At 41.6% G+C, this 22,542-nt stretch carries 22 protein-coding genes; 12 read left to right on the top strand and 10 right to left on the bottom strand.

Going from position 1 to position 22,542, the window contains the following annotated elements; translation table 11 throughout:
• Positions 1-40: 40 nt before the first annotated feature.
• Together F7734_RS35995 and F7734_RS35990 are read left to right on the top strand one after the other, a co-directional pair.
• Positions 41-739, top strand: a complete 699-nt coding sequence (locus F7734_RS35995; protein ID WP_155749282.1) for a rhomboid family intramembrane serine protease — start codon at positions 41-43, stop codon at positions 737-739.
• Positions 740-816: 77 nt separating this feature from the next.
• Entirely contained in the window at positions 817-1,923 is a 1,107-nt protein-coding gene (locus F7734_RS35990) for a peptidylprolyl isomerase (protein ID WP_155749281.1), read from the top strand.
• A 167-nt stretch (positions 1,924-2,090) separates the two neighbouring features.
• Here the strand turns inward: F7734_RS35990 and F7734_RS35985 are convergent, their stop codons facing one another.
• Complete coding sequence (locus F7734_RS35985; RefSeq protein ID WP_155749280.1) at positions 2,091-2,663, bottom strand: Uma2 family endonuclease; 573 nt, start codon at positions 2,661-2,663, stop codon at positions 2,091-2,093.
• Positions 2,664-2,745: 82 nt separating this feature from the next.
• Between F7734_RS35985 and thiL the strand changes: the two genes are divergently transcribed.
• Positions 2,746-3,780 carry a thiamine-phosphate kinase gene (thiL, locus tag F7734_RS35980; RefSeq protein WP_155749279.1) on the top strand — a complete coding sequence of 345 codons (1,035 nt, stop codon included), beginning with the start codon at positions 2,746-2,748 and terminating at the stop codon, positions 3,778-3,780.
• Between the two features lie 93 nt (positions 3,781-3,873).
• Here thiL and F7734_RS35975 read toward each other — a convergent pair whose 3' ends face one another.
• Together F7734_RS35975 and nadD are read right to left on the bottom strand one after the other, a co-directional pair.
• Positions 3,874-4,890, bottom strand: a complete 1,017-nt coding sequence (locus tag F7734_RS35975; RefSeq protein WP_166482362.1) for a type I glyceraldehyde-3-phosphate dehydrogenase — start codon at positions 4,888-4,890, stop codon at positions 3,874-3,876.
• Between the two features lie 122 nt (positions 4,891-5,012).
• Positions 5,013-5,633 (bottom strand): nicotinate (nicotinamide) nucleotide adenylyltransferase, encoded by a 621-nt coding sequence (gene nadD / locus F7734_RS35970; protein WP_155749277.1) that lies wholly within the window; start codon positions 5,631-5,633, stop codon positions 5,013-5,015.
• Positions 5,634-5,974: 341 nt separating this feature from the next.
• On the opposite strand from nadD, the gene murC reads away from it, so the two are divergent.
• Entirely contained in the window at positions 5,975-7,435 is a 1,461-nt protein-coding gene (gene murC, locus F7734_RS35965; protein WP_155749276.1) for a UDP-N-acetylmuramate--L-alanine ligase, read from the top strand.
• A gap of 160 nt (positions 7,436-7,595) precedes the next feature.
• Entirely contained in the window at positions 7,596-8,594 is a 999-nt protein-coding gene (gene murB / locus F7734_RS35960) for a UDP-N-acetylmuramate dehydrogenase (protein WP_155749275.1), read from the top strand.
• A gap of 259 nt (positions 8,595-8,853) precedes the next feature.
• Here the strand turns inward: murB and F7734_RS64205 are convergent, their stop codons facing one another.
• The 3 genes from F7734_RS64205 to F7734_RS35945 form a co-directional block, all read right to left on the bottom strand.
• The gene (locus tag F7734_RS64205; RefSeq protein ID WP_243147273.1) at positions 8,854-9,129 is read right to left on the bottom strand and encodes a hypothetical protein; all 276 of its coding nucleotides are present in this window, start codon (positions 9,127-9,129) and stop codon (positions 8,854-8,856) included.
• A 298-nt stretch (positions 9,130-9,427) separates the two neighbouring features.
• Entirely contained in the window at positions 9,428-9,904 is a 477-nt protein-coding gene (locus tag F7734_RS35950) for a low molecular weight protein-tyrosine-phosphatase (protein WP_155749287.1), read from the bottom strand.
• 73 nt (positions 9,905-9,977) lie between these two features.
• On the bottom strand, positions 9,978-10,328 hold the full coding sequence (locus F7734_RS35945) for a YbaB/EbfC family nucleoid-associated protein (RefSeq protein ID WP_038089687.1): 351 nt from the start codon (positions 10,326-10,328) through the stop codon (positions 9,978-9,980).
• 724 nt (positions 10,329-11,052) lie between these two features.
• Here F7734_RS35945 and F7734_RS35940 point away from each other — a divergent pair.
• Positions 11,053-11,736: a response regulator transcription factor gene (locus tag F7734_RS35940; protein WP_155749274.1), complete on the top strand. Its 684-nt coding sequence runs from the start codon at positions 11,053-11,055 to the stop codon at positions 11,734-11,736.
• Here the strand turns inward: F7734_RS35940 and F7734_RS35935 are convergent.
• Positions 11,714-13,090, bottom strand: coding sequence for an AtzE family amidohydrolase (locus F7734_RS35935; protein WP_155749286.1), 1,377 nt, complete (start codon positions 13,088-13,090; stop codon positions 11,714-11,716). The two genes, F7734_RS35940 and F7734_RS35935, sit on opposite strands and share 23 nt — an antisense overlap.
• A 121-nt stretch (positions 13,091-13,211) precedes the next feature.
• Here F7734_RS35935 and tnpA point away from each other — a divergent pair, with 121 nt between their 5' ends.
• Positions 13,212-13,625, top strand: a complete 414-nt coding sequence (gene tnpA / locus F7734_RS35930; protein ID WP_155749273.1) for an IS200/IS605 family transposase — start codon at positions 13,212-13,214, stop codon at positions 13,623-13,625.
• A 47-nt stretch (positions 13,626-13,672) separates the two neighbouring features.
• On the opposite strand, the gene F7734_RS35925 is transcribed toward tnpA, so the two are convergent.
• The 3 genes from F7734_RS35925 to F7734_RS35915 form a co-directional block, all read right to left on the bottom strand.
• Positions 13,673-13,876: a DUF4089 domain-containing protein gene (locus F7734_RS35925; protein WP_155749272.1), complete on the bottom strand. Its 204-nt coding sequence runs from the start codon at positions 13,874-13,876 to the stop codon at positions 13,673-13,675.
• Positions 13,877-13,935: 59 nt separating this feature from the next.
• The gene (locus tag F7734_RS35920) at positions 13,936-14,262 is read right to left on the bottom strand and encodes a DUF952 domain-containing protein (protein WP_155749271.1); all 327 of its coding nucleotides are present in this window, start codon (positions 14,260-14,262) and stop codon (positions 13,936-13,938) included.
• Positions 14,263-14,344: 82 nt separating this feature from the next.
• Positions 14,345-15,856, bottom strand: coding sequence for a thioredoxin-like domain-containing protein (locus F7734_RS35915; RefSeq protein ID WP_155749270.1), 1,512 nt, complete (start codon positions 15,854-15,856; stop codon positions 14,345-14,347).
• 131 nt (positions 15,857-15,987) lie between these two features.
• Here F7734_RS35915 and F7734_RS35910 point away from each other — a divergent pair, with 131 nt between their 5' ends.
• The 5 genes from F7734_RS35910 to F7734_RS35890 all read left to right on the top strand — a co-directional run bounded on the left by F7734_RS35910 (position 15,988) and on the right by F7734_RS35890 (position 22,536).
• Positions 15,988-16,905, top strand: coding sequence for a glutaminase (locus tag F7734_RS35910; protein ID WP_155749269.1), 918 nt, complete (start codon positions 15,988-15,990; stop codon positions 16,903-16,905).
• 335 nt (positions 16,906-17,240) lie between these two features.
• Positions 17,241-17,498, top strand: coding sequence for a hypothetical protein (locus F7734_RS35905; protein ID WP_155749268.1), 258 nt, complete (start codon positions 17,241-17,243; stop codon positions 17,496-17,498).
• Positions 17,499-17,700: 202 nt separating this feature from the next.
• Positions 17,701-19,479 (top strand): ATP-binding protein, encoded by a 1,779-nt coding sequence (locus F7734_RS35900; protein ID WP_155749267.1) that lies wholly within the window; start codon positions 17,701-17,703, stop codon positions 19,477-19,479.
• Between the two features lie 43 nt (positions 19,480-19,522).
• A complete protein-coding gene (locus F7734_RS35895) occupies positions 19,523-22,162 on the top strand; it encodes a response regulator (protein ID WP_155749266.1) in 2,640 nt (879 codons plus the stop codon).
• Positions 22,159-22,536: a response regulator gene (locus F7734_RS35890; protein WP_155749265.1), complete on the top strand. Its 378-nt coding sequence runs from the start codon at positions 22,159-22,161 to the stop codon at positions 22,534-22,536. The genes F7734_RS35895 and F7734_RS35890 overlap by 4 nt, the downstream gene beginning before the upstream one ends.
• The last annotated feature ends 6 nt before the right edge of the window (positions 22,537-22,542 follow it).

The following is a 22,542-nucleotide window of genomic DNA, read 5'->3' as shown; positions in this document are numbered from 1 at the left end:
ATATTTGTATAAGAGACAGGGTTATTTATGAACAACTCCTTTGTTTCCCCTTTACTACGAAAACCCGACGCGAATCACCCCATTTATTACCTATGGGTTGATTGGTATGAATGTATTGCTTTTTCTTCATGAAGTGAGTCTGTCAGAAACGCAACTAGAGCAGTTTCTACAGTTATATGCTGTAGTCCCACGACAGTTAACTGCTAGTTTTGCTGGTGCGTCAGTCAATCAAGCTGTACCTGAGTGGGCTACTTTGTTTACGTCACAATTTTTACATGGAGGTTGGTGGCATCTCATATCCAACATGGTATTTTTATGGGTTTTTGGTAACAATATTGAAGATCGTTTAGGTCATTTTAAATACTTAATTTTCTATTTAAGTTGTGGTGCTCTAGCAGCTTTGTGTCAGTGGTTGGTTGGTATAAATTCTACAATTCCTTCTTTAGGGGCAAGTGGCGCAATCTCAGGCATTTTGGGTGCTTACATTATTCGCTTTCCGCGCACGGGAGTCGTTTCATTAGTCTTCTTGGGGTTTTTTATCACTACAATCAGAGTTCCAGCAATGATTTTGATAGGACTCTTTATTGTCCAAAATGTGATATCCGGTCTTGTTAGCTTGCAACCAGCTGCCATGAGTGCGGAGACAGGTGGAGTTGCGTATTGGGCGCATATAGGTGGCTTTGTGTTTGGTTTGATTCTCGGTCCTTTACTGGGTTTATTTAACCGAGATTATGACTAAACTGTTTGCAGTCCTGTGGGAAGATTATTAGTGGGTTAACTCTTGTTAACAATCTGATGTTGCATTGAAGCCATCCCATGTTCAAAATATTGAAATTCTGGCTGAATAACAGTCTCATTGCACTGCTGCTGGTCACTCTATTTTTCGGAATAAGTACAGTTGGGTGGACACCATCTTGTAGTGCTGCGTTGCCTGCTGGTAACGCCATTACTGACGGTAACTCTCTTTTACAGTACGCACTTCCAATAGATAATAAACCCGTGCGGGAACTGCAAGCGAGTTTAGAAGACATATCAAACCAACTGCGAGCAAATCGGCGCTGGGGTGCTGTTTCTAAAGACCTCAGCAAAGCATCGCGCATTCTTGATAAACCCGCCCAACTTTTAGCCAGTGTTCCAGATGAACGAAAACCTCAAGCTTCGGCTTGGATTTCCGAGTTAAAATCTGGTGTTGACACTTTGCAAGAAGTGGTTAAAACAAAAAACAAAGAACAAGTTAAGGAACAAAGGGCTAAACTACTTAGCTTGGTTGGTCTTTTAGAAGAATCAATGGTGAAGGAATTTCCCTTTGAAGTACCAACCGAATACAGCAATTTACCTCAACTTAAAGGTCGTGCAACTGTAGAAGTAAAAACTAACAAAGGTGACCTGACGATTGTTGTAGATGGCTACAGCGCCCCAGTGACCTCTGGAAATTTTGTTGATTTGGTACAACGGGGTTTTTATAACGGCTTGGAATTCACTCGTTCTGAAGAATCTTACGTGTTACAAACTGGCGATCCACCAGGTAAAGATGTAGGTTTTATTGACCCAAAAACAGGTAAATACCGTGCCGTTCCTTTAGAAGTACTTGTAAAGGGCGATAAAAAACCAACTTACGGTATCACCTTAGAAGAAGCAGGTCGTTATACTGACTTACCTGTTCTTCCCTTTTCTGCCTTTGGTGCTTTAGCTTTAGCACGTCCCGAACGTGATGTGAATGGCGGTTCTTCACAAGTCTTCTTCTTTCTATTTGAACCAGAATTAACTCCTGCAGGACGCAACTTACTTGATGGTCGCTATGCTGTTTTTGGCTACGTTACTGAAGGAAAAGAAGTTTTGGACGAACTGAAAGCAGGTGACAAAATTGAATCTGCTAGAGTCATTCAAGGGATTGAGAATTTAGTAGAACCCAACGTTGCTTAAACAGGTTAGATTTACTCCCCTTAATCCCCTCTTGGAAAGGCTATAGTGTCACAAATTCTATTTACCCCCCTTAGTCCCCCCTTATAAAGGGGGGAAATAAGAGAAATCTAGTTACCTCCCCAATATATCGGGGAGGGTAATGTTTGGAATCCTGTAACGGTTACAAATTAACCAAGATTACTTGCAGCAAAAACTTGTTCAACAGTAATGAATAATTCAGGAAAAGTACGAGATACAATCTGGTGGTTGTCAGTTAAAACGCTCTCTTCGTAAAGACCTTCTTCTAAGAACAAAACTGTAATTTTCGTATCCAATGGATCTACAATCCAATATTCCGGTACTTCCAATGCTGCATATTCAGAACGCTTATAACGATAATCTCGCTTAACAGATTCTGGGCTGACCACTTCTACTATTAGAAGTGGGGGCGACTGAAATACCGCCGATGCATTCTTCAATTCCTTAGCTTGCTCTTGTGTGACTACAGAAATATCAGTTAATCGAGATTTCTTTTTACCTGTTCTTACTCCAGTTTCTCTGAAACAAAGCCACGGTAGGCTTAAACGCTTAATTTCTGTCTTCAATACTGTGTCTAGAAAATCAGCAACGAGGAAATGTTCAATACTCGGTGGATTCATTAGTTCTAACCTACCATCCACCAGTTCATAGTGAAAGCCAGTACCATCATCATAGGTTAAATACTCCTCAAAGGTGAGATCGATTGCTGGTATAGTTACCATACAAACAGACTCCGAAACAGTATTTTTATCGTAACTTGAAAATGGGAACTGGGGATTGGCGATTAGGGACTCGGAAAGAGATATGAATAGCGAATCTGTGTTAGTTGGAGATATTGGAGAACAAGGTCTTTTAGAAAGATTGCAGCGTTATTGTCCTCCAGACATTGTTGGAGATGATGCGGCTGTGCTATCTACTGAACCAGGAAAATCTTTAGTAGTAACTACTGATGTGTTAATTGATGGTGTACACTTCAGCGATATTACGACATCCCCAGAGGATGTTGGTTGGCGAGCCGCCGCCGCCAATTTATCTGATGTAGCAGCAATGGGAGCAACTCCATTAGGCATTACGGTTGGCTTGGGACTACCCGGCAAAGTTGCTGTCAGCTGGGTGGATAGACTATACCAGGGAATGTCACAATGTTTGCAAAAATATAATACACCCATTGTTGGTGGAGATATAGTACGATCGCCCACCACAACCATAGCCATCACCGCACTCGGTCAAGTTAATCCATTGCAAACCATCCGTCGCGACAATGCTAAAGTGGGAGATGCCATTGTTGTGACAGGAATTCATGGTGCTTCCGCTGCTGGCTTACAATTACTTCTACATCCCGAACTAGGGAAAAATCTTAGTGTTAGCGATCGCACAACCTTAATCAAAGCACATCAGCGTCCCCAACCGCGACTGGATGTCCTACCCATACTCTGGAAAATCTTAGTAACCCAATCCCCAGTACCCAATCCCCAGTACCCAATCCCCATCTCCGGAATGGACAGCAGTGATGGTTTAGCAGATGCTATCATACAAATTTGCCGCAACAGTAAAGTAGGCGCTGTTGTTGAGAGTACACAAATTCCCTTACCTGAAGCATTCCATTCCTGGTTAACCAAAGAACAAGCCCTAGAATATGCCTTATATGGCGGCGAGGATTTTGAACTTGTATTGTGTATGCCCAAAGAAGTAGCAGAAAAGTTTGTACAAATACTGGGAAAAAACGCTGCGATCGTGGGGACAACTACCAATGAGTCAACAGTAATTTTACGAGACCAAGACAAAAAAAATCCCAACCAAGTGCTTACACTTAATCGGGGATTTCAGCATTTTGGATAGTTGTTAGTGGATAGTTGTTAGTGGATAGTTGTTGGTTGTTAGTTGTAAAAACCACCAACCACTAACGACTAACCACTAACCACTAACAAATAACTATTTAACCCATTTTTCAGCAACCAATTCAGCAAGATCGAGTACACGCTGACTGTAGCCCCATTCGTTATCGTACCAAGCCATAACCTTAACCAAGTCTCCGCCCATGACCATTGTTAAGCTGGCATCAACAATCGAAGATTCATCAGTACCTTGGTAATCAGAAGATACCAGTGCTTCCTCGCTATACGCGAGAATGCCTTTGAGTGAATTTTCAGAAGCTTCTTTGAGGGCTTGGTTAACTTCTTCAGTGATGGTAGATTTTTCGACTTGTATGACAAAATCCACCATAGAAACATTAGGGGTAGGAACGCGAAGTGCAACACCGTTTAGCTTGCCCTTCAAATCTGGCAATACCAAGGCTACAGCTTTAGCTGCGCCTGTAGAGGTAGGCACAATGTTGAGAGCTGCTGCACGCGCCCGACGGACATCTCTGTGGGAAGCATCCAACAAACGCTGGTCACCCGTGTAGCTGTGAGTAGTGGTCATGGTGCCTTTGATGATGCCGAATTTTTCGTGCAACACCTTAGCAATAGGAGCCAAACAGTTTGTAGTACAACTAGCGTTGCTGATGATATGGTGTTTTTCGTGGTCATAGTCGTGATGGTTAACGCCTACCACAAAAGTGCCATCATCGTTCTTTCCTGGAGCAGTGATAAGAACCTTTTTGGCTCCCGCATTCAGATGCTTGGTTGCTCCTTCTCTATTCGTAAATACACCTGTGGCTTCAATAATGAGATCGATATCCCAGTCTTTCCAGGGCAAGTTTTCTGGGTTACGGTCGGATACACACTTAATGGTTTTACCGTTAACGGTGATGGAGTTGTCATCAGCGCTAATGTCAACACCCTTTAACTTCCCTAGCATTGTGTCATACTTCAGCAGGTGCGCGTTCGTTCTGGGGTCGGAAGTATCGTTGATAGCAGCTAGGTCAATATTGCTATTCTCTCTGCCTACCCAGCAACGCGCAAAGTTACGCCCGATGCGCCCAAAACCATTTATTGCTACTCTAATCACAGCGTCTTGCCCTCTATCGTTATATACCTTATTAAAAGCTACCAATGACCCCGATCATACCGTAAAGGGGGGAGTATTTATAACTATAAAGTGTTAGAGCCACAAAAATAAATATTTTTTTCCTACCCTTTTGCATACAGGTTATGGTTGACGATGTAGGCTCTAACCATTTCTGGCACTAGATAACGAATCGATCTGCCTTCAGAATACATATTACGGATGAGACTTGACGAAAGCCCTATGAACGGGATATTCAATAATTGCCAGTGTATGTTAAAAGTTTGTTTTGTAAGCTTTTGCACCACTTGCTTGCAGATTGTCTCACTTTGAGTTATATTCTCACCACTTAGGAGTCGCGGTGCTATCAACCACTCGCAAAGCTGTGCTAATTCCTGTCCACGGTACCAGCGAGGTAAGGTCTGAAACGCATCTAATCCAATAATCCAGTACCAGTGTGTATTTGGGTGGTCTGCTGATAAATTTATCAGGGTGTCGATCGCAAAAGAAGATCCCGAAAGATCTTGTTCAACTTGTGACAAGGCAAACTTCGGATTCTCTGCGATCGCTCGTTTAACCATTTCTACTCGATGCTCAAAGGTCGCTGCTTGTTTGTAAGGAGGATTGAATGATGGCACCCAAATTACCTGCTCTAAAGGCACTTGATGCAAAGCTGCCTCAGCTAAAATCAGGTGTCCCCAATGAACGGGATCGAAAGTGCCTCCAAAAATTGCCAATCGTCGCATTGACTCAGTTAACGATCGCGCTATTTAGTTTTCACGCGAATTTACCAACAACCCCCTAATATAACAAAATCTTGAAATTTAGGCAAAAATATGTATTTAGAATTACAATTAATTGTTTCCCGATTCACTAGAAATTGGAAGAATAAACATAATATCTGTTCAAACAGAGAAAAAATCTCTGTCAAGGATAAAATCGATTTGAATTTACAGCCAAAAAAGGGAATAATAAATTCCACAGCTATGCAGCATATATAAAGGTAGTATCGGTAAAAATATCATTCCTGTTATGATACGCGTGTCATTTAATATTATTGTGTGGTGTGGTGTAAGAGGAGAAAACAATGCAAAATTCAGTAGACTTTGGCGGTAGACCATTTCATTTCATTGGTGTGGGCGGCATTGGAATGTCCGCTTTAGCCCATGTTTTAACCCAGCGTAATTTACCAGTCTCAGGATCGGATCTTCGTCCAAATCATATCACTCGGCGTTTGGAATCTATCGGTGCTCATATATTTGGCAAGCAAGAGGCAAGTAATCTTGAATTCTTTAAGCCGCATTCTCAAGCTAACGAATCGGGATTAAACACCCAAGAATCACTGAATAACGCCGCCGAAAAACTACCTCAAGTTATATGTTCTACAGCGATTAACACAAATAATTTAGAATATAAAGCTGCTCTGGAATTAAAATGTCCTATTTTTCATCGCTCCGATGTATTGGCCGCATTAATCGCTGATTATCATAGTATCGCTGTAGCGGGAACCCACGGCAAAACAACAACCAGTAGCATGATCGGTTACATGCTACTTAAAGCCGGGTTAGATCCGACGATTTTAGTAGGTGGAGAAGTTGATGCCTGGTCTGGAAACGCAAGACTGGGACAAAGTCGATATTTAGTAGCAGAAGCAGATGAATCAGATGGTTCTCTTGTCAAGCATGCTCCAGAAATAGGCATAATTACTAATATCGAATTAGACCATCCCGACCACTATGAAACATTAGACGAAGTGGTGGAAATCTTCCAAACATTTGCTCGAGGTTGTAAAACCCTAGTGGGTAGCATTGATTGCGAAACAGTGCGCGATCGCCTAAAACCAACGATCGGTTATAGCTTATATTCTGATAAGAACGCCGACTATACTGTGACCAACGTAGACTATCGGGCCGATGGTACAACCGCTTTAGTGTGGGAGAGAGGAAAAAGCTTAGGCGTATTAAATTTACGCTTGCTCAGCAAACACAACCTCAGCAACGCTTTAGCAGCCGTTGCGGTAGGGCGGCTATTGGGCTTAGAATTTGGAGAAATAGCCAAAGGGCTTTCCACCTTTGAAGGTGCAAGACGACGTTTTGAATTCCGAGGGGAAGCCAACGGCGTGACTTTCATAGATGACTACGCCCATCATCCCAGTGAAATCCGTGCTACTCTTGCTGCCGCACGCCTTCAAGCAAGACCGGGGCAAAGAGTAGTTGCTATCTTCCAACCCCATCGTTACAGCCGTACATTGACCTTTTTACAGGAATTTGCCGAGTCGTTTAGTTATGCAGATCTAGTTGTCCTGACAGATATTTACAGTGCAGGGGAGCCTAATTTAGGGCAAATCAGTGGGGAAAAATTGGCTGATGAAGTTGCCAAGCACAACGCGCAGGTAACCTATCAACCAACATTAACTGCAGTATGTGAGTACTTGCTGCAAACACTGCGTCGTGGAGACTTGGCGCTGTTTTTGGGAGCCGGGAATCTCAATCAAGTGATTCCCGATGTCATGGCAACACTTTGCCAACCAGCTCAAGCAACTTCCTAGAAGAAGAGCAACCCGTATGTGGTGAGAGGGAACCAATTCCTTGCAAGGAATTGTTCATTCACTCGCATGGTGTCCGTCTCGCAATAGTTACGTTGCCTTCCTAAGCGTGTCTTACTTTGACGACAGATCAACATCAATATTTACCTCATTGTATAAAGATATGACTATCTCCCAGGCAGTTGCAAATGTCTGTAAAGTTCATAACATAAATGACAGCAGACAGCTAACAGCTAATTCCGCCGAAAGTCAAGAAATTTATTTACCAGGCACTGATTGCGTTATAAAATCACAAGTTTCGCTCGCAGGGTATACTTCTTATAGAGTAGGCGGTCCCGCCCAATGGTGTGTTGCGCCCCGCAACTTAGAAGCTTTACGAGCCAGTATTCAGTACGCTCAAACACATGAGCTACCAGTAACAGTACTAGGAGCCGGCTCGAACTTACTGATTAGCGATTGCGGTATACCAGGTCTAGCGATCGTAACCCGTCATTTGCGCCACAGCCATTTTGATATAGAAACAGGTCGAGTCACTGTCGCAGCTGGAGAACCCCTTCCTAGTTTAGTGTGGTCAGCAGCAGCCCATGGGTGGCAAGGATTGGAGTGGGCTGTTGGCATACCGGGAACCGTTGGTGGTGCTGTTGTCATGAATGCAGGAGCACACAACAGCTGTATCGCAGATATCTTATCCAGTGTGGAAGTTCTTCTCCCCGATGGGACTTTAGAGACACTGAGTCGCGAACGGTTGGATTATAGCTATCGAACTTCAGTACTGCAAGGTAGCAAGAAAATAGTGACTCAAGCCACCTTCCAGCTACAGCCAGGAGCAGCCCCAGAACAGGTTTTGGCAGTTACCAAACAGCACAAACAGCACAGACTAAATACTCAGCCATATCACTTGCCTAGCTGTGGTAGCGTTTTCCGCAATCCCAAACTCCATGCGGCAGGTTGGTTAATTGAGCAAAGTGGTTTGAAAGGCTACCAAATTGGTAAAGCACAAGTCGCACAACGTCATGCCAATTTTATCGTTAATTGCGGTGGAGCGAGTGCTTGGGATATTTTCAATGTCATCCGTCACGTCCAGAGGGAAGTACAAGAGCGTTGGGCGATCGTTTTAGAACCAGAAGTAAAAATGATAGGCGAATTTCAAACCGCTTGTTAAACACCTGACCAGTGACCAACCCCCCTCGTTCCCAGGCGGAGCCTGGGAATGCCTTCGTCGAGGCTCCGCCTCCTAAATATTTAACCGTAGTTGAGCCACTCCGCGAGAAGACAGCTGCGCGGATTCGGGCAAATTCGGGTCTAGCTTTTCGTCCTTAGTGACTATCTGGCTAGACTTTTTGCCTTTCTGGGATAACTGCTCTGAGGGAGAATGAGTCTTCCCGCTTTCGGACTTGCCTACTCGGCTCGCAGTTTGGTTTTCATAACGCTTCGGTGGCATCCACAAGGGACGGCTCCGTCCCCGAATACTGACGAGCAGCACTCTCCCATAGAAGCTGATCCTCATTAACAAATCTACTCAAATAAGCACTGAAGAGATCGCGCTGCATAACTGCTTTACCTGTTACATCTTTATGCACTCTTTCTGATAAGGGTTTCTTAATACGTTGCCCATTCAAATGAGTTTGTGACAGTGCAGTTTTTTGAGTAGAAAAGGTGATGAATTGACCGTTAGCATTTTCAGCTTTGCGTTGCAATTCAGATTGTACAAAACAAGAGTGACTTGGCGGCTATTGCTTTCCCATAACGTTTCTGCCAAGCTTTTACGGATACTTTTTCAGCTTTAATTATATTGCCATGTCTTAGAATTTCCGTGTTCACGATCGCAATGACAATTTTTTCATTCCGACTGCCTCGTAATATTTAGCTAGAAGGTGCGAGGCAGAGCCGAGCAGCCTGCATTCCCAGGCAGAGCCTGGGAACGAGAGGATGAGTTGGGAACGAGAGGATGAGTTGGGAACGAGAGGATAAGTACGTCCGGTCGCTGGTCACTGGTCAGTGTTTACTGGTCAGTGTTTTCAACAGACCTTCACAAGCATCAACAAGTAAGTCAATCACTTGATTAAATCCCTCCGGACCACCGTAGTAGGGATCGGGAACTTCTTTAAGAGTATGCCTAGAGCAAAAATCACATATCAAGTGGACTTTGTGGTGATACTTGCCAGTTCGGTCAAGAGAGAGGATATCCTCATAATTCTCTCGATCCATAGCTAGTATCATGTCAAAAATTTCAAAGTCTGACTTTCGAAACTGACGCCCTCGACCACTGAGTTTAATTTGTAGCTTTTGAAAAGCAGCAGCACTCATCCTGGCATCGGGAGGGCTGCCAATGTGATAGCTAGATGTACCAGCAGAGTCACAGATAATGCTTTCGCTTAGCCCAGCCTGGGTAATGAGATGATTCATTATATTTTCTGCCGATGGTGAGCGACAGATATTTCCCAGGCAGACAAACAGCAGTTTATATGGCATAAACGTCATTGGTCATTGGTCATTTGTCATTAGTTGTATTCTAATGACAAAGGACGATAGACACTTGACAAAATTACTGGAATCCAGGAAGTTCTAGACCACTGGTGAGTTCTTCCATGCGTTCGCGCATTGTTGCCGTAGATTTGTAATAAGCGTCTTTCATTGCCGCAGTAACAAGATCCGAGAGTACATCTGCTCCTTCATTAATAGCGTTGGGAGAAATTTCCACTCGCTTGGGTTCTTGGTTACCACTGACAATCACCTTGACCAAACCACCACCAGCTTCCCCCTGAATCTCCATTTGCTCTAATTCTTCTTGAAGTCGCTTTGCGCCTTCTTGAACCTGCTGTGCTTTTTTAAAAGCGTCAGCCAATTCTTTCATTTTGCCCAAGCCGAAGCCAAATCCCTGTCCTTTTCCTGTCATAATCGATTATCCAAGTGTGCTTTGATTAACTAATTATAGATGTGGTAAGCAAAATACCTATTGTTAACTCATGAGTCATCCAGGTAGTACTGCTCAAAGTCTATTCTATGCTCAACAACCAATCTCTCGTACCTCAACTGTCCCAAGAATAAAATTACACAAACTTTCTAAGCGCAAATCGAAACTTAGGTTGTTGATATGTTAAAATAATGTCGATGTAAATTGTTACCGTTAGCAAACAGCCAAGTTTTCTCCGGGTGTTTGTTAAATAAGAGACGCGTGTAGTGTAGGATACAAACAAGTCTCCCCCCTAAAGTGGATCTACCAAAGTAAAATAAAAAATTCTTGATACAATTTACTGGAGTGCTAAAGTCTTACGTACTATTATTTTCTATCTGTCGAACTGTACTAGAGATTTATACTTAGTTTTCCCAAAGTAATGTACTCAACCTAACTTGGCACCTATTCGATAAAATATATCTGAAAAATGTGTCATCTCTGATACAGGAAAAGATATAAGGACGTGCAAATGGTTATTAGTGTTCGTTAGAGTGCAAACCTAACTTAAGAATTTTAAGTTAGAACCAGTAAATCTACTATTGAGAAGTGATTCACTGAGAATCATGTCATAGTATGAAACATAGGAGTACTATTTTATCTGTGTTTATTGATAGTGCTTGAGCGAGCAAACTTATTGGTAAAAAATGCTAGGGGTGTACTGTCCATGCCCTTGACGATCCTTGTAGTGGATGACGATCTGGGCACTCGTCTGTCTATCAGCGATTATCTTGAACTGTCTGGCTATTCAGTCATTACAGCAAATGACGGTCAAGAGGCTTTGGTGATGGTAGAACAATACCATCCCGATTTAATAGTCACTGATATCGTCATGCCACAAATGAACGGTTACGAACTAGTGCGGCGGGTTCGGCAGCAACCTTCTTTCCGGTTGCTTCCTGTTATTCTGTTAACAGCACGAACAAAGACTCAAGAAAGAATCCTGGGCTACCAATCAGGATGCGACATTTACTTGCCCAAGCCTTTTGAATTAGAAGAGTTAGCAGCAGCGATTCGCAATCTCCTAGAGCGATCGCAAATCATTCAATCTGAATACCGTTTTCCCCAAAATGAAAATGTGGGAACTTCCGTTTCAACAAAACCTGTGGATGTTCACTACTCACAAGTTACAGATATTCAAAAATCGCAAATATTTTCGGAATTAACCTCAAGAGAGCAGGAAGTTTTAGAGCTTTTAACTCACGGTCTTTCTAATGCTGAAATGGGACAACAGCTACATCTCAGTCCTCGGACTGTGGAAAAATATGTAAGCAGTTTATTGAGAAAAACAACAACAAGCAATCGTGCTGAATTAGTCCGTTATGCCATTAAGCACGGTTTGGTAGAGTAATGAAATTTCCTACCTCCAATACTCTCGCGACCCGTACAACTAGTGCTTCATTATAAGGTGCAGCTATTAACTGTACACCTAAAGGTAGAGTATTTGGACGATGGATTGGAACTGATAAAACAGGTAATCCAATAAAAGATAACGGTTGAGTAAATAATCCTAGGTGAGGACGGACAAGAATTTCTTCTCCGTCTAATATCATCGTTTGCTGACCAATTAAGGGAGCAGAAATAGGGGTAGTGGGTGCAATAATCACATCTACCTTCTGGAAGATTTCTCGAATTTTATCTCGATACCATCTCCTAAACCGCTGCGCTTGAATGTACCAGCTACTAGGTATTAACGCACCTGCAAGAAAGCGATCGCGTGTTGCGGGATCGAAATCTTGGGGGCGAGAGCGTAATTTTTCCAAATGTAGGTTTGCGCCCTCACAAGCTGTAATCACAAATGCTGCAGCCCTAGCACGATGTGATTCAGGTATTGTGATACTATTAGCAACTCCTAAAGTATCAGCAACTCTTTGCACTGCTTCCAATGCTTCCGGGCTTGCTCCTTTAGCAAAATATTCTCCCGCAATAGCAATTCTTAAACCCTCGATCCCGCCATCGATCTGTGGCAAACAAGGTTCGGGAGGACGCTTTGTACAAACTGGATCTCGCTCGTCTTCTCCCTGTAGCACATCAAATACTGTAGCAATATCCCGTATCGAACGAGCAAAGGGGCCAATGTGGTCTAAACTGCTAGAAAATAAAGTGACACCAGCGCGAGACAACCTTCCATAAGTTGGTTTCAAACCAAAAACACCGCACAACGCCGCAGGTACGCGGATAGAACCATTTGTATCAGAACCCAAAGTCAGAGGAACTAAGCCAGATGCGATCGCTGCAGCCGAACCACCCGATGAACCTCCAGCCACTCGCGTGCGAGCGTGGGGATTGCGAGTAGTGCCATAATGTGCATTTTCAGTGACAAACCCATAAGCGTACTCATCCATATTCAAAGCACCCACGAGAACAGCACCCGCTTGTTTCAACTTAAAGACTGCTGTTGCGTCTCGTGTTGCAGGAGGATTTTCGGCATTAATTTTTGCGCCCGCTAGCGTTGTGACTCCAGCAATATCAAACAAATTTTTAACAGCGAAAGGGACACCAGCCAAAGAACCAATTTGGTGACCTAGAGCAATTTCCCTATCGATTCGTTCTGCATCGAACAAAGCAGTATCAGCCGTTACAGCAGTAAAACAATTCAGTTCCCCATCTCGGTCTGCAATTTTTGCCAAAGCTGATTTGACAACTTCCACCGCGCTAATTTGACCGCTTTTTACAGCAGTTGCTATTGCTACAGCATCATCCATAGGAGAATTGCAAATCATGGGTCTGGTATTACATTTGTTAATCTAATTTGTTAAGTTTTGTACATTTCTCGAAAATTTCTGTTGTCTATTATAGTATTAGCAACAAAAAAATACAACAATTATGGCAAAATTTTCTTGTGAAGATTACGAGTACCGTAGAACTGAAGGGTCTGTGTCATCTTTGAATTATCATTTCGTATTCGTTCCCAAACGACGAAAAGCAGTACTAGTTGAGAATGTGGCGCAACGATTACGGGAGATAATCTTTGAGTTAACACAGGAACATGGGTGGAAGCTAATAACACTTGAAGTAATGCCAGACCATGTTCACTGTTTTATTAACGCACCTACCCATGAGTCACCTGCTGACATAGCAAGATGGATCAAAGCCAAAGCTAGTCATCATTTACGCAAAGAATTTCCTGAGTTATTAAAACTACCTTCTTTGTGGAGTCCTAGCTATTTTGTGGCGTCAACAGGACAAGTAAACACAGATGTTGTTAAGCGATATATCGAGAATCAAAAAAGTAAGTGAGGAAAAAGGCTAAAGCACGGATGTGGGTTCCTGAGTCACCTACATCCTCAACTGGAATCATCCTCACAGATATTATTGGTAGAAGCTTCTAGTTCATCTGGTAAAGGAAACTCATTGACAATGCGAGCGATCGCCATAATTCTCTCAAAATTTGCTATTACCCCATCTCGATACTCATCCTTCAATTGCAAATCCAACAACACAGCCATTAGATCTACGTACTCTGCTACCTGAAAGTCCTTCTCTTCCATATTTCTGCTCTTTATTAACCAGTAACCAGTAGTCATCAGTAGGGTGGGCAGTGCTCACTTTACTCCTTAAAAAAACCATCTTCCCCAGGCTCAAAATCGATAACCTGTGTCACAGCATCAATATTCAAAGCCCCGTAAATATGAGGAAATTGTTCGCCTTCCCCAACTCCTTCATAACAAATTTCCGAGCTAACTTTATCAGAATTAATATAAAGAAGTACCAATCCCCGTTGATTATAAAACAAGGTATTTGCAACTTTTAGAACTTGTATTGGTTTAGAACAGTGGATAAATCCCTCAGAATCAAGGGTATCTCCGCGATAAATCCCATCAAGTTTTGCTCGTTCCCACTGTTCTTTTTGAGTGATGTGTAAAATAATGCTCATAATTATTCTAAAAAAAGATTAGGAGGAAATTTGATACTTTTAACCCGGACAAACCAGACAAAGCTCCCACCCTCATTATTGATTAATTTGGAACGCAAAAATTTGGAGAGCATAGACTTGGGAATTGCAGTGTTGTTACCGTGAAAGTATTTAAATCTACACGACGAATAGCATGATTGTTGGTATCGGCAATGTATAATTCAGAACCTATAACACTCACCCCTGAAGGTTCGGAAAAACGAGTATTTTTACCTTGACCGTCCTGCAAACCTGCTATACCGTCTCCAAGAACGGTTTGACAATTACCACTTTGGGGATTAACGAGTTTAATCTTGTGGTTGTAAGTATCGGCTACCCACAAGAAATTCTGGGTATATTCGACTCCCAAACAATGCTGCAACCTAACATCAAAACCCTGCCCGTCAACATCACCAAAACCGAACAAGTTACCACTACCGCAAACAGTTTTGACTGTTAAAGGTTCAACCAGTCCTACAGCGCGAATCGTACTTCCTTCACTGTCAGCAACATATAAGTCTTGTCCATCTGTCGCGATCCCACTTGGTTGGGCAAAGGTAGAGTCGGTGAGCGTACCATCAACACAAGCTTCTGCACCAGTGCCAGCATAGGTTCTCACAATACCAGATTCTAAATTCATTTCCCAAATTTGATGAGAACCAGCCATGGCAATAAATAAGATATTTCCAACTTTTTGCAGATCCCAAGGAGAGTTCAATGCTGTTTCTGTTGCAACCCCGCCATGAGGATGAATATTGCGGCTTTGTTGTCCTGTTCCAGCAATGGTTTCTACAACTAGGCGTTTGAGATCGACTCTTCTCAGTACATGATTTTCTGTATCTGCTACGTACAAAAGTTGATTTTCTTCATCAAATGCCATTCCTTGAGGTGCAGAAAACTGGCATTCGTTGAAAGAACCATTTGTTAATCCTGGTTGTCCGGTGCCAATTGTGTGTAAAATTTGCCCATCTACAAGACTTACAATAAGACGATGATGCCCGGAATCAGCAATAAACAAAACCTCGTTTGTAGCTAGAACTTTACCGGGAAAAGCTAAGGGAGTCACAAGTGGTTGGCGCTGTTTTTCTAAAGTAAGGCTAAGTTCTTGAAAATTAATAGTCCCTTTCTGTTGATGTTGGAGAATTAACTTTTTTATGAGTTCGTCTAAAACGTCACGATTGCCTTCACCAGATACAGAGCCAATAACGTAACCTTCGGGATCGATCGCCATTAATGTTGGCCAAGCACGCACGGCATATTCTTGCCAAACCCTAAAACCGCTATCAACTAAAACGGGGTGTTCGATGTTGTAACGTAAAATTGCTTGACGGATGTTTTCGCTTTCCTTCTCATTGTCAAATTTAGCACTATGTATGCCAATAACTGTCAAGCTATCTTTATATTTTTGTTCTAAATATTTTAGGTCTGGCAGAATGTGCAGGCAGTTGATACAACAGTACGTCCAAAAGTCTAGAAGAATAACTCTACCCCTAAGTTCTTTAAGAGACAATGGTTTGTCCGTGTTTAACCACGGTTGATTTTGAGGCAGTTCGGGTGCTCTAACACGAGGCGTCATCTAAAGTAAGTATGAGGTATAAAGTATGAAGTAGGTCGTAAATCTGAAGGCAGAGGCAGCTATACCTAGCTTAAAATATTTCTCTTCCCTTCTGCCCTCAGCAAAGCTGCCTTCTTCAACCTTTTTGAGTTATGAGAGGATTGGAAACTTTAACAACTACCGAGTTGTCCACTTGGGTGCAGCAGGCTAGAGCTTTTGCAGCTAAAGGAAAAGTTATCGATCGCATTCCACAACTGGCGTTGGCTGATGCTAATTTGTTTGCGGTTTGCGTTATTTCTGCAAAAGGGCAAGTTTATAGCGATGGAGAGACTTCTTGTGTTTTTCCGCTTATGAGCGCAATTAAGCCGTTTTCGCTGCTATATTTGCTACAAAATTTGGGAGCAGAAACAGTTTTTCAGTGGGTTGGGGTTGAACCATCTGATGTCTCATTTAATTCTTTAGAGCAACTGGTTAAAGATAATGGAAGACCTCGCAATCCCATGATTAATAGTGGAGCCATTACCCTTGCTGATAAGTTACCAGGAAAGAGTGCTAGCGATCGCAGCCAACATCTGTGTCAGTGGTTGAACCAGCAAGCTGGGTGTCAACTTGAGTTAGACGAGATAATGCTGGCTTCCGTGCGTTTGGTAAACTCTCAAGTCAATCAAGATATAGCCCGTTATCTTGCTCGCTCGGGGTATGTTGACGACGTAGAAGTAGCTCTTGACACTTACGAGCAAATATGCTGTTTATCGGGGACAGTAGAAGATTTAGCCCGTCTGGGTTTACTATTGGCTTGTGACAATGGACGAGTTACCGCCCAGTATCGCCGTAACGTGAATGCACTCATGTTAACCTGCGGGTTGTACGAATCTTCTCCCCAATACGCTTTGCAGATCGGTTTACCCATGAAATCGGGGATCGGTGGCGCACTGTTAGGTGTAATACCCAATCGGGGAGCGATCGCGTGCTACAGCCCTGCGTTAGATAACACAGGTAATCCTGTGGCTGCACTCGCTTTTGTTGAAGCTATATCCCAAGGCTTGGGACTCAGCGTTTTTGGGAATTAGGTCAAACAATGAAAATACGTAGGTTGGGTTGAGGAACGAAACCCAACATTTACAAGCATTTTTTGTCTTTCCCAAGGGGAAAGCCCAACCTACAAAAATTCAAGATCCCTTGCAGTATTGCCGCGACTTCTTGAAGGATACAGCGGGTCAATAGGGGGTCAGACCTATTATTCGCCAACAGCATCCGCAGAAGTTGTCAGGGATGTTAGCAAACTTCCCCCTATTTAGATTACAGTAAAAAAATGTACATTTAAAAAATCTGTATCAGTGTTTCTGGCAGACGGATAACAAAGCGGGGTGTATCTGCCAGCAAACAAAAGATAGAGGTTAAAAAGATGGACTTTATTGTCGTTCCTTTTCTCGTTGGCTTCTTCCTGTTAGCGTATAATTCGTGTTTACAAGAAAATAAAGATAAAGACGCATTTACCAAACTGTTTACCTTTGTCATATTTGTATTTGTTGCAACAGGGCTGACAGCGACTTATCAAGCTAGTGCTTCAAAACGAACGCAAGAAGCTAACGAACACAACGTCACAACCCAACAAATAGACACAAAGTGCAGCAATGAGCGACCAGTAATCAGTAACCAGTGACCGCAAAGTATAAATTTGTCTTACTTAACAATGAAGATGTTACTCAACCTATCCTCTATGGGAATTATAGGTGTGTCCCGATAGAGGCAGAGTGACGTGCGTGCATCTTGCTGTTGCTTTCAGCATGAGCATAAGCTAGCCCATACACTCAGCATTGTCTCTGTTTTGGATGGCAATGTTGAGCTAATGGTGCCGAAATTAGATGACTCATATCAATTTCAGAAAGCTAGTGACTCAAAAAGAAGTTATCAACATACTCACTAACCTTGTTAATGAGATGGGTTCTTCTTTCTGTATAAAAGATATAAGTGGCAAATTGCTAATCGGTACAGACAGCAAAGAATTAGTTAATAAATATCCAGTCAAGCTTTTAGACGAAATCATTGGCTGGGTTATGAGCGATAAGAAGACAGAAACTATTGCCTCTATACTTTCCTACCTAGCGCAACAGCAGTATGAAAAGAAGTTACTAGCCAATGAACTGTTAGACAAGTATCAGGAAATTGACTTATTTCATGATATTTTTACAAAGGTAACTACTAGTTTAAATCCAAAAGAAGTTGCTCGACTGGTCATTGAAGAAGCTAGAAAATCAATTCAGTCTACAAGTGCTTCAATTCTTTTCCTCAATAACAATACAGGTCAGTTAGAGATTCTCTGGGAAGACGGTCAGAACAATTGCTCAGAAAATTCTTTGATACAAGTTCAAAGAATTCTTAGCACAATTGTAAAATCCGGTCAGGGTGAGATTGTTAATGATGTGTTCTCAGATCCAAGGTTTGTAGATAACCAAGTTAATTTCCATTCTTTCATTTGTGTGCCTTTGACAACAAAAAAGCAGGTTATTGGAGCGCTCGTGATTATCAGTGAAACTCCTGCCACTTACTCGACTCAAGACTTAAAACTATTAACGATCCTGGCATTGCAGACAGCAGTCGCTATTGAGAAAGCTGTGCTTTACGAACAAAATTGTAATGCACTTCATGTAGCTCAGGAGCAGACACAGCAACTCCAACGAACTCTCTACGAACTACAGCAAACACAAACACAGCTCATTCAAAGTGAAAAGATGTCTAGCTTGGGTCAATTAGTTGCTGGTGTTGCTCATGAAATTAACAACCCAGTTAACTATGTTGCTGGTAACCTCAATTATGCAAAACAATATACTCAAGACCTTCTTAACTTGTTACATCTTTACCAACAGTATTATCCCTATCCAGTTTCTGAAATTAAAGATTTAATTCAAAATTTAGATTTGGAATTTATCAAACAGGATTTGACAAATCTCTTGTCATCCATGCATTTAGGAATTGAACGTATTCGTCACTTAGCATTATCATTAAGAAATTTTTCTCGATTGGAACGAGAAGAAATGAAACCTGTTGATATTCACGAAGGAATAGATAACACCCTATTGATTCTAGAAAGCAAACTCAAGCCAAATAAAAGACATCAGGGCATACAAATTATCAAAGAATATGGCAAGATTTTCTTGATTGAGGGTTATGCCAATCAGCTAAGTCAGGTGTTTATGAATTTGATTGCTAATGCAATTGATGCTATTGAAGGGCAAGAAAAACCAGGGATTATTAATATTTGTACGGGAGTCATATCTGAAGATAATTTTCAGCAAGTCATACATAGTAATTCTCAATTAGAAAAATTACTTAAAATTTATACTTCAGCACCAAAACACCAAATCATTCCTAGCGTTGTTGTTTTCATTAGTGATAACGGAATGGGTATGGATGAAACTGTTCGCTCGCATTTATTTGAGCCGTTCTTTACAACTAAGAGCACAAGTAAGGGGACTGGATTGGGATTATCCATTAGCTATCAAATTATTGAAAAGCATGGTGGAATACTGCAATGTATTTCTCAACCCGGACAAGGAACAGCTTTCTGGATTGAAATTCCAGTTCAGCAAACAACCCTGAAATCTTTAGAACTTACGCATAGCCCACCCTACGATGTGGCATAATAATGGCACTTTTTCAGCCAACTTTTTAGGAAAAATTATAACAATGACAAATGCCATCAATTCAAACCAAATGCGTGCTCGACATAGCGAGCGCTCTCACAGCTTTAAATATCAACTAAATATTCGCGATCGCTTGAGATTATTGTTTTGTAGTCTGGTTTTCATTAATTTAGTTTCTGTTGGTATTGGGGGTATAGGATTAAATCGCGTTCGTAATAGTAGCCCGTTAATTAACATTATAGGTTCTGAACGGATGCTAACTTACAAGTTAGCTTATTTGACAAATCTCCGTGCTGAAAAAAACAACTCTGGGGAGCGTATCGCTATTGATGTTAGTATTAAGGATGACATTCAGCAGTTTGAAACATTGCTCTCTGCCATACATCAGGGTTCAAGGGAACTAGGGTTAAATCCAGTGTCCGATCCAAAAGTGCTTGCTCAACTGGAAAAAGTTGAAGATACTTGGCAAATTTATCGCCAAAAAATAGAAAATTATTTGATGGCTTCTCCCCAAGAACAAAAAGAATATCTCGAACAAATTAATAATTTAACCAGCTTTTTAACAAATACAATGGATGTGACAACAAGAAGCGTAGAGGTACAGACATCTGACACTGCAATTCAAAGTCAAAACTTACTTTTGATAGCTTTATTGCTGAGCTTGCTGTCAATACCTATATCATTAATAGTAGTTGCTCAAATTATTCGCGCTCTTACTCAAGTGACTGTAGTTGCCCACCAAATGGCAAAGGGTGAGTTAGATATAAGAGCCAAAGTCAAGTCTGACGATGAAGTAGGCGTGCTTGCTTCTACACTTAACACCATGGCGGAGCAAATTGGCGATTTGCTGCAAGGACTTAAAATACACAGTCAGGAACTTGAAAACGCTCTCATTTATTTAAGTACTATCATTGATAACTTGGTAGATGGTCTTTTAGTTACCGACAAAGAGTGCAAAATTAAGCGGTACAATCCAGCATTACTGACAATGTTTGGATTGGAAAATACAGATTTAAAAAATCAAAACAGTAAGGCTTTAGCAAATTCCAAAATCGTTGAACTTGTAGAACAAACACGGAGAAGATTGGGAGAGGTTTTTACAGCAGAACTCGAATTAACAGGTGGACGTATCGGTCAGGCTGTAGCAAGAGCAATTGTTAAAGATGCTGCAAACACTGACCATAATTCACTTGGTTCGATTATTTTGATTCGAGATATTACTGCTGAGAAAGAAGTGGATCGAATGAAGACCGATTTTATCTCCACAGTATCTCACGAACTGCGAACACCCCTGACTTCAGTTTTGGGATTTGCCTCAATTATCCAAGAAAAGTTAGAAGAACTTGCTCCACAGATCGATCCAGAACATCGCAAAGCTCAACGCACTCTCAAACAAGTTCAAACAAATATTAATATTATTGTGTCTGAGGCGGAACGACTAACTACGCTCATCAATGATGTTTTGGATGTCGCCAAGATGGAAGCTGGCAAAGTGGAGTGGTATATGGACTCACTTTATATTGGAGATGTTATTGAGCGAGCAATAGCAGCTACTTCTTCTTTGTTTGACATGAAAGGGTTGGAGTTACGCAAAATCGTTGCCCCCGACTTACCTCTAATTATTGGGGATAGCGATCGCCTGATTCAAGTCATGATTAACCTTATTTCCAATGCTGTCAAGTTTACCGAGCAAGGTCATATTACCTGTCAAGCAAAAATCCATCATGGCGAGATGCTTTTAAGTGTCACCGATACTGGCATTGGCATTGCTACAGATGACCAGTCTAAGGTTTTTGAAAGATTTAAGCAAGTGGGAAATACTCTAACTGACAAACCCAAAGGTACAGGTTTGGGGTTACCTATCTGCAAACAAATCGTAGAACATCATGGGGGTCGCATTTGGGTTGAAAGCGAGCAAGGCTCAGGCAGTACTTTTTTCTTTACTTTACCCCTTATGAATAACAATGTTGAGGGAGAAAAACTGTCTATTAATACTTTAATTAAGCAATTAAAAGAGCACGTTGTCACGGCTACACCTGATTTTCTTCAAAAGGACAAAACAATTCTTGTGGTTGATGATGACGCTCACATTCGTGAATTGCTCAGACAGGAATTGGAAACTGAGGGCTATACAGTTCGAGAAGCTAAAGACGGTATGGATGCGATCGCACAAGTCAAAATAGCTCAGCCCGATCTCGTTATTCTAGATGTAATGATGCCTCAAATTAATGGTTTTGATGTAGCTGCCGTACTCAAAAATAACCCACAGACAACAGCTATTCCGATTATTATTTTGTCAATTATTGAAGATAAGGAAAGAGGTTATCGACTGGGGATCGACCGTTACTTAACCAAACCAATACATAAAGAAGAATTGCTCACTAATATTGGTGTACTTCTTTCACAAGGAGTTTCCAAGAGAAAAGTTTTAATAGTAGATACAAATGCCTCTACTTTACAAACATTATCTGATGTATTGCAAGCGCAAGGGTACAATGTTGTAGAAGCTTCTGACACTCAAGAAGGTATTGAAAAGGCACTAGCAATTCACCCCGATATGATTATAGTAGATTCATATTTTCAGGAGCAGCACAACTTAGTGAAAACACTGCGTTTTGAAAAAGGAATGGAAAATGTCTTTTTTATTTTACTGATAAATAATCAAATAGAGGAATCTTTATGACTAAAAAAGTCTTGATAGTTGATGATGAACCCAATATTTTAATCCTTATGGAACAAGCATTGGAGAGTTTAGAAGATGAAGGAGTAGAGTTACTCACAGCTAAAAATGGAGAAGAAGCATTAGAACTGATAAAGGCAGAAAAACCATTACTCGTGTTTATGGATGTTATGATGCCAAAAATGAATGGATTAGAAGTTTGCCATGCGGTTAAACACGAGTTAGGGCTACAGGATATTTACATTATTCTGTTAACTGCCAAAGGACAAGAGTTTGATAAGCAAAAAGGAAGCGATGTTGGTGCAGATTTGTATATGACAAAGCCATTTCGCCCTAAGAGTGTTTTAGAAACCTCTAGAACTGTACTTGGTTTTTAATAAGAA

The sequence above is a fragment of the Scytonema sp. UIC 10036 genome, assembly GCF_009725235.1.
Note: the sequence above shows the minus strand (reverse complement) of the source record. Positions and strands in the feature narration are given on the sequence as shown.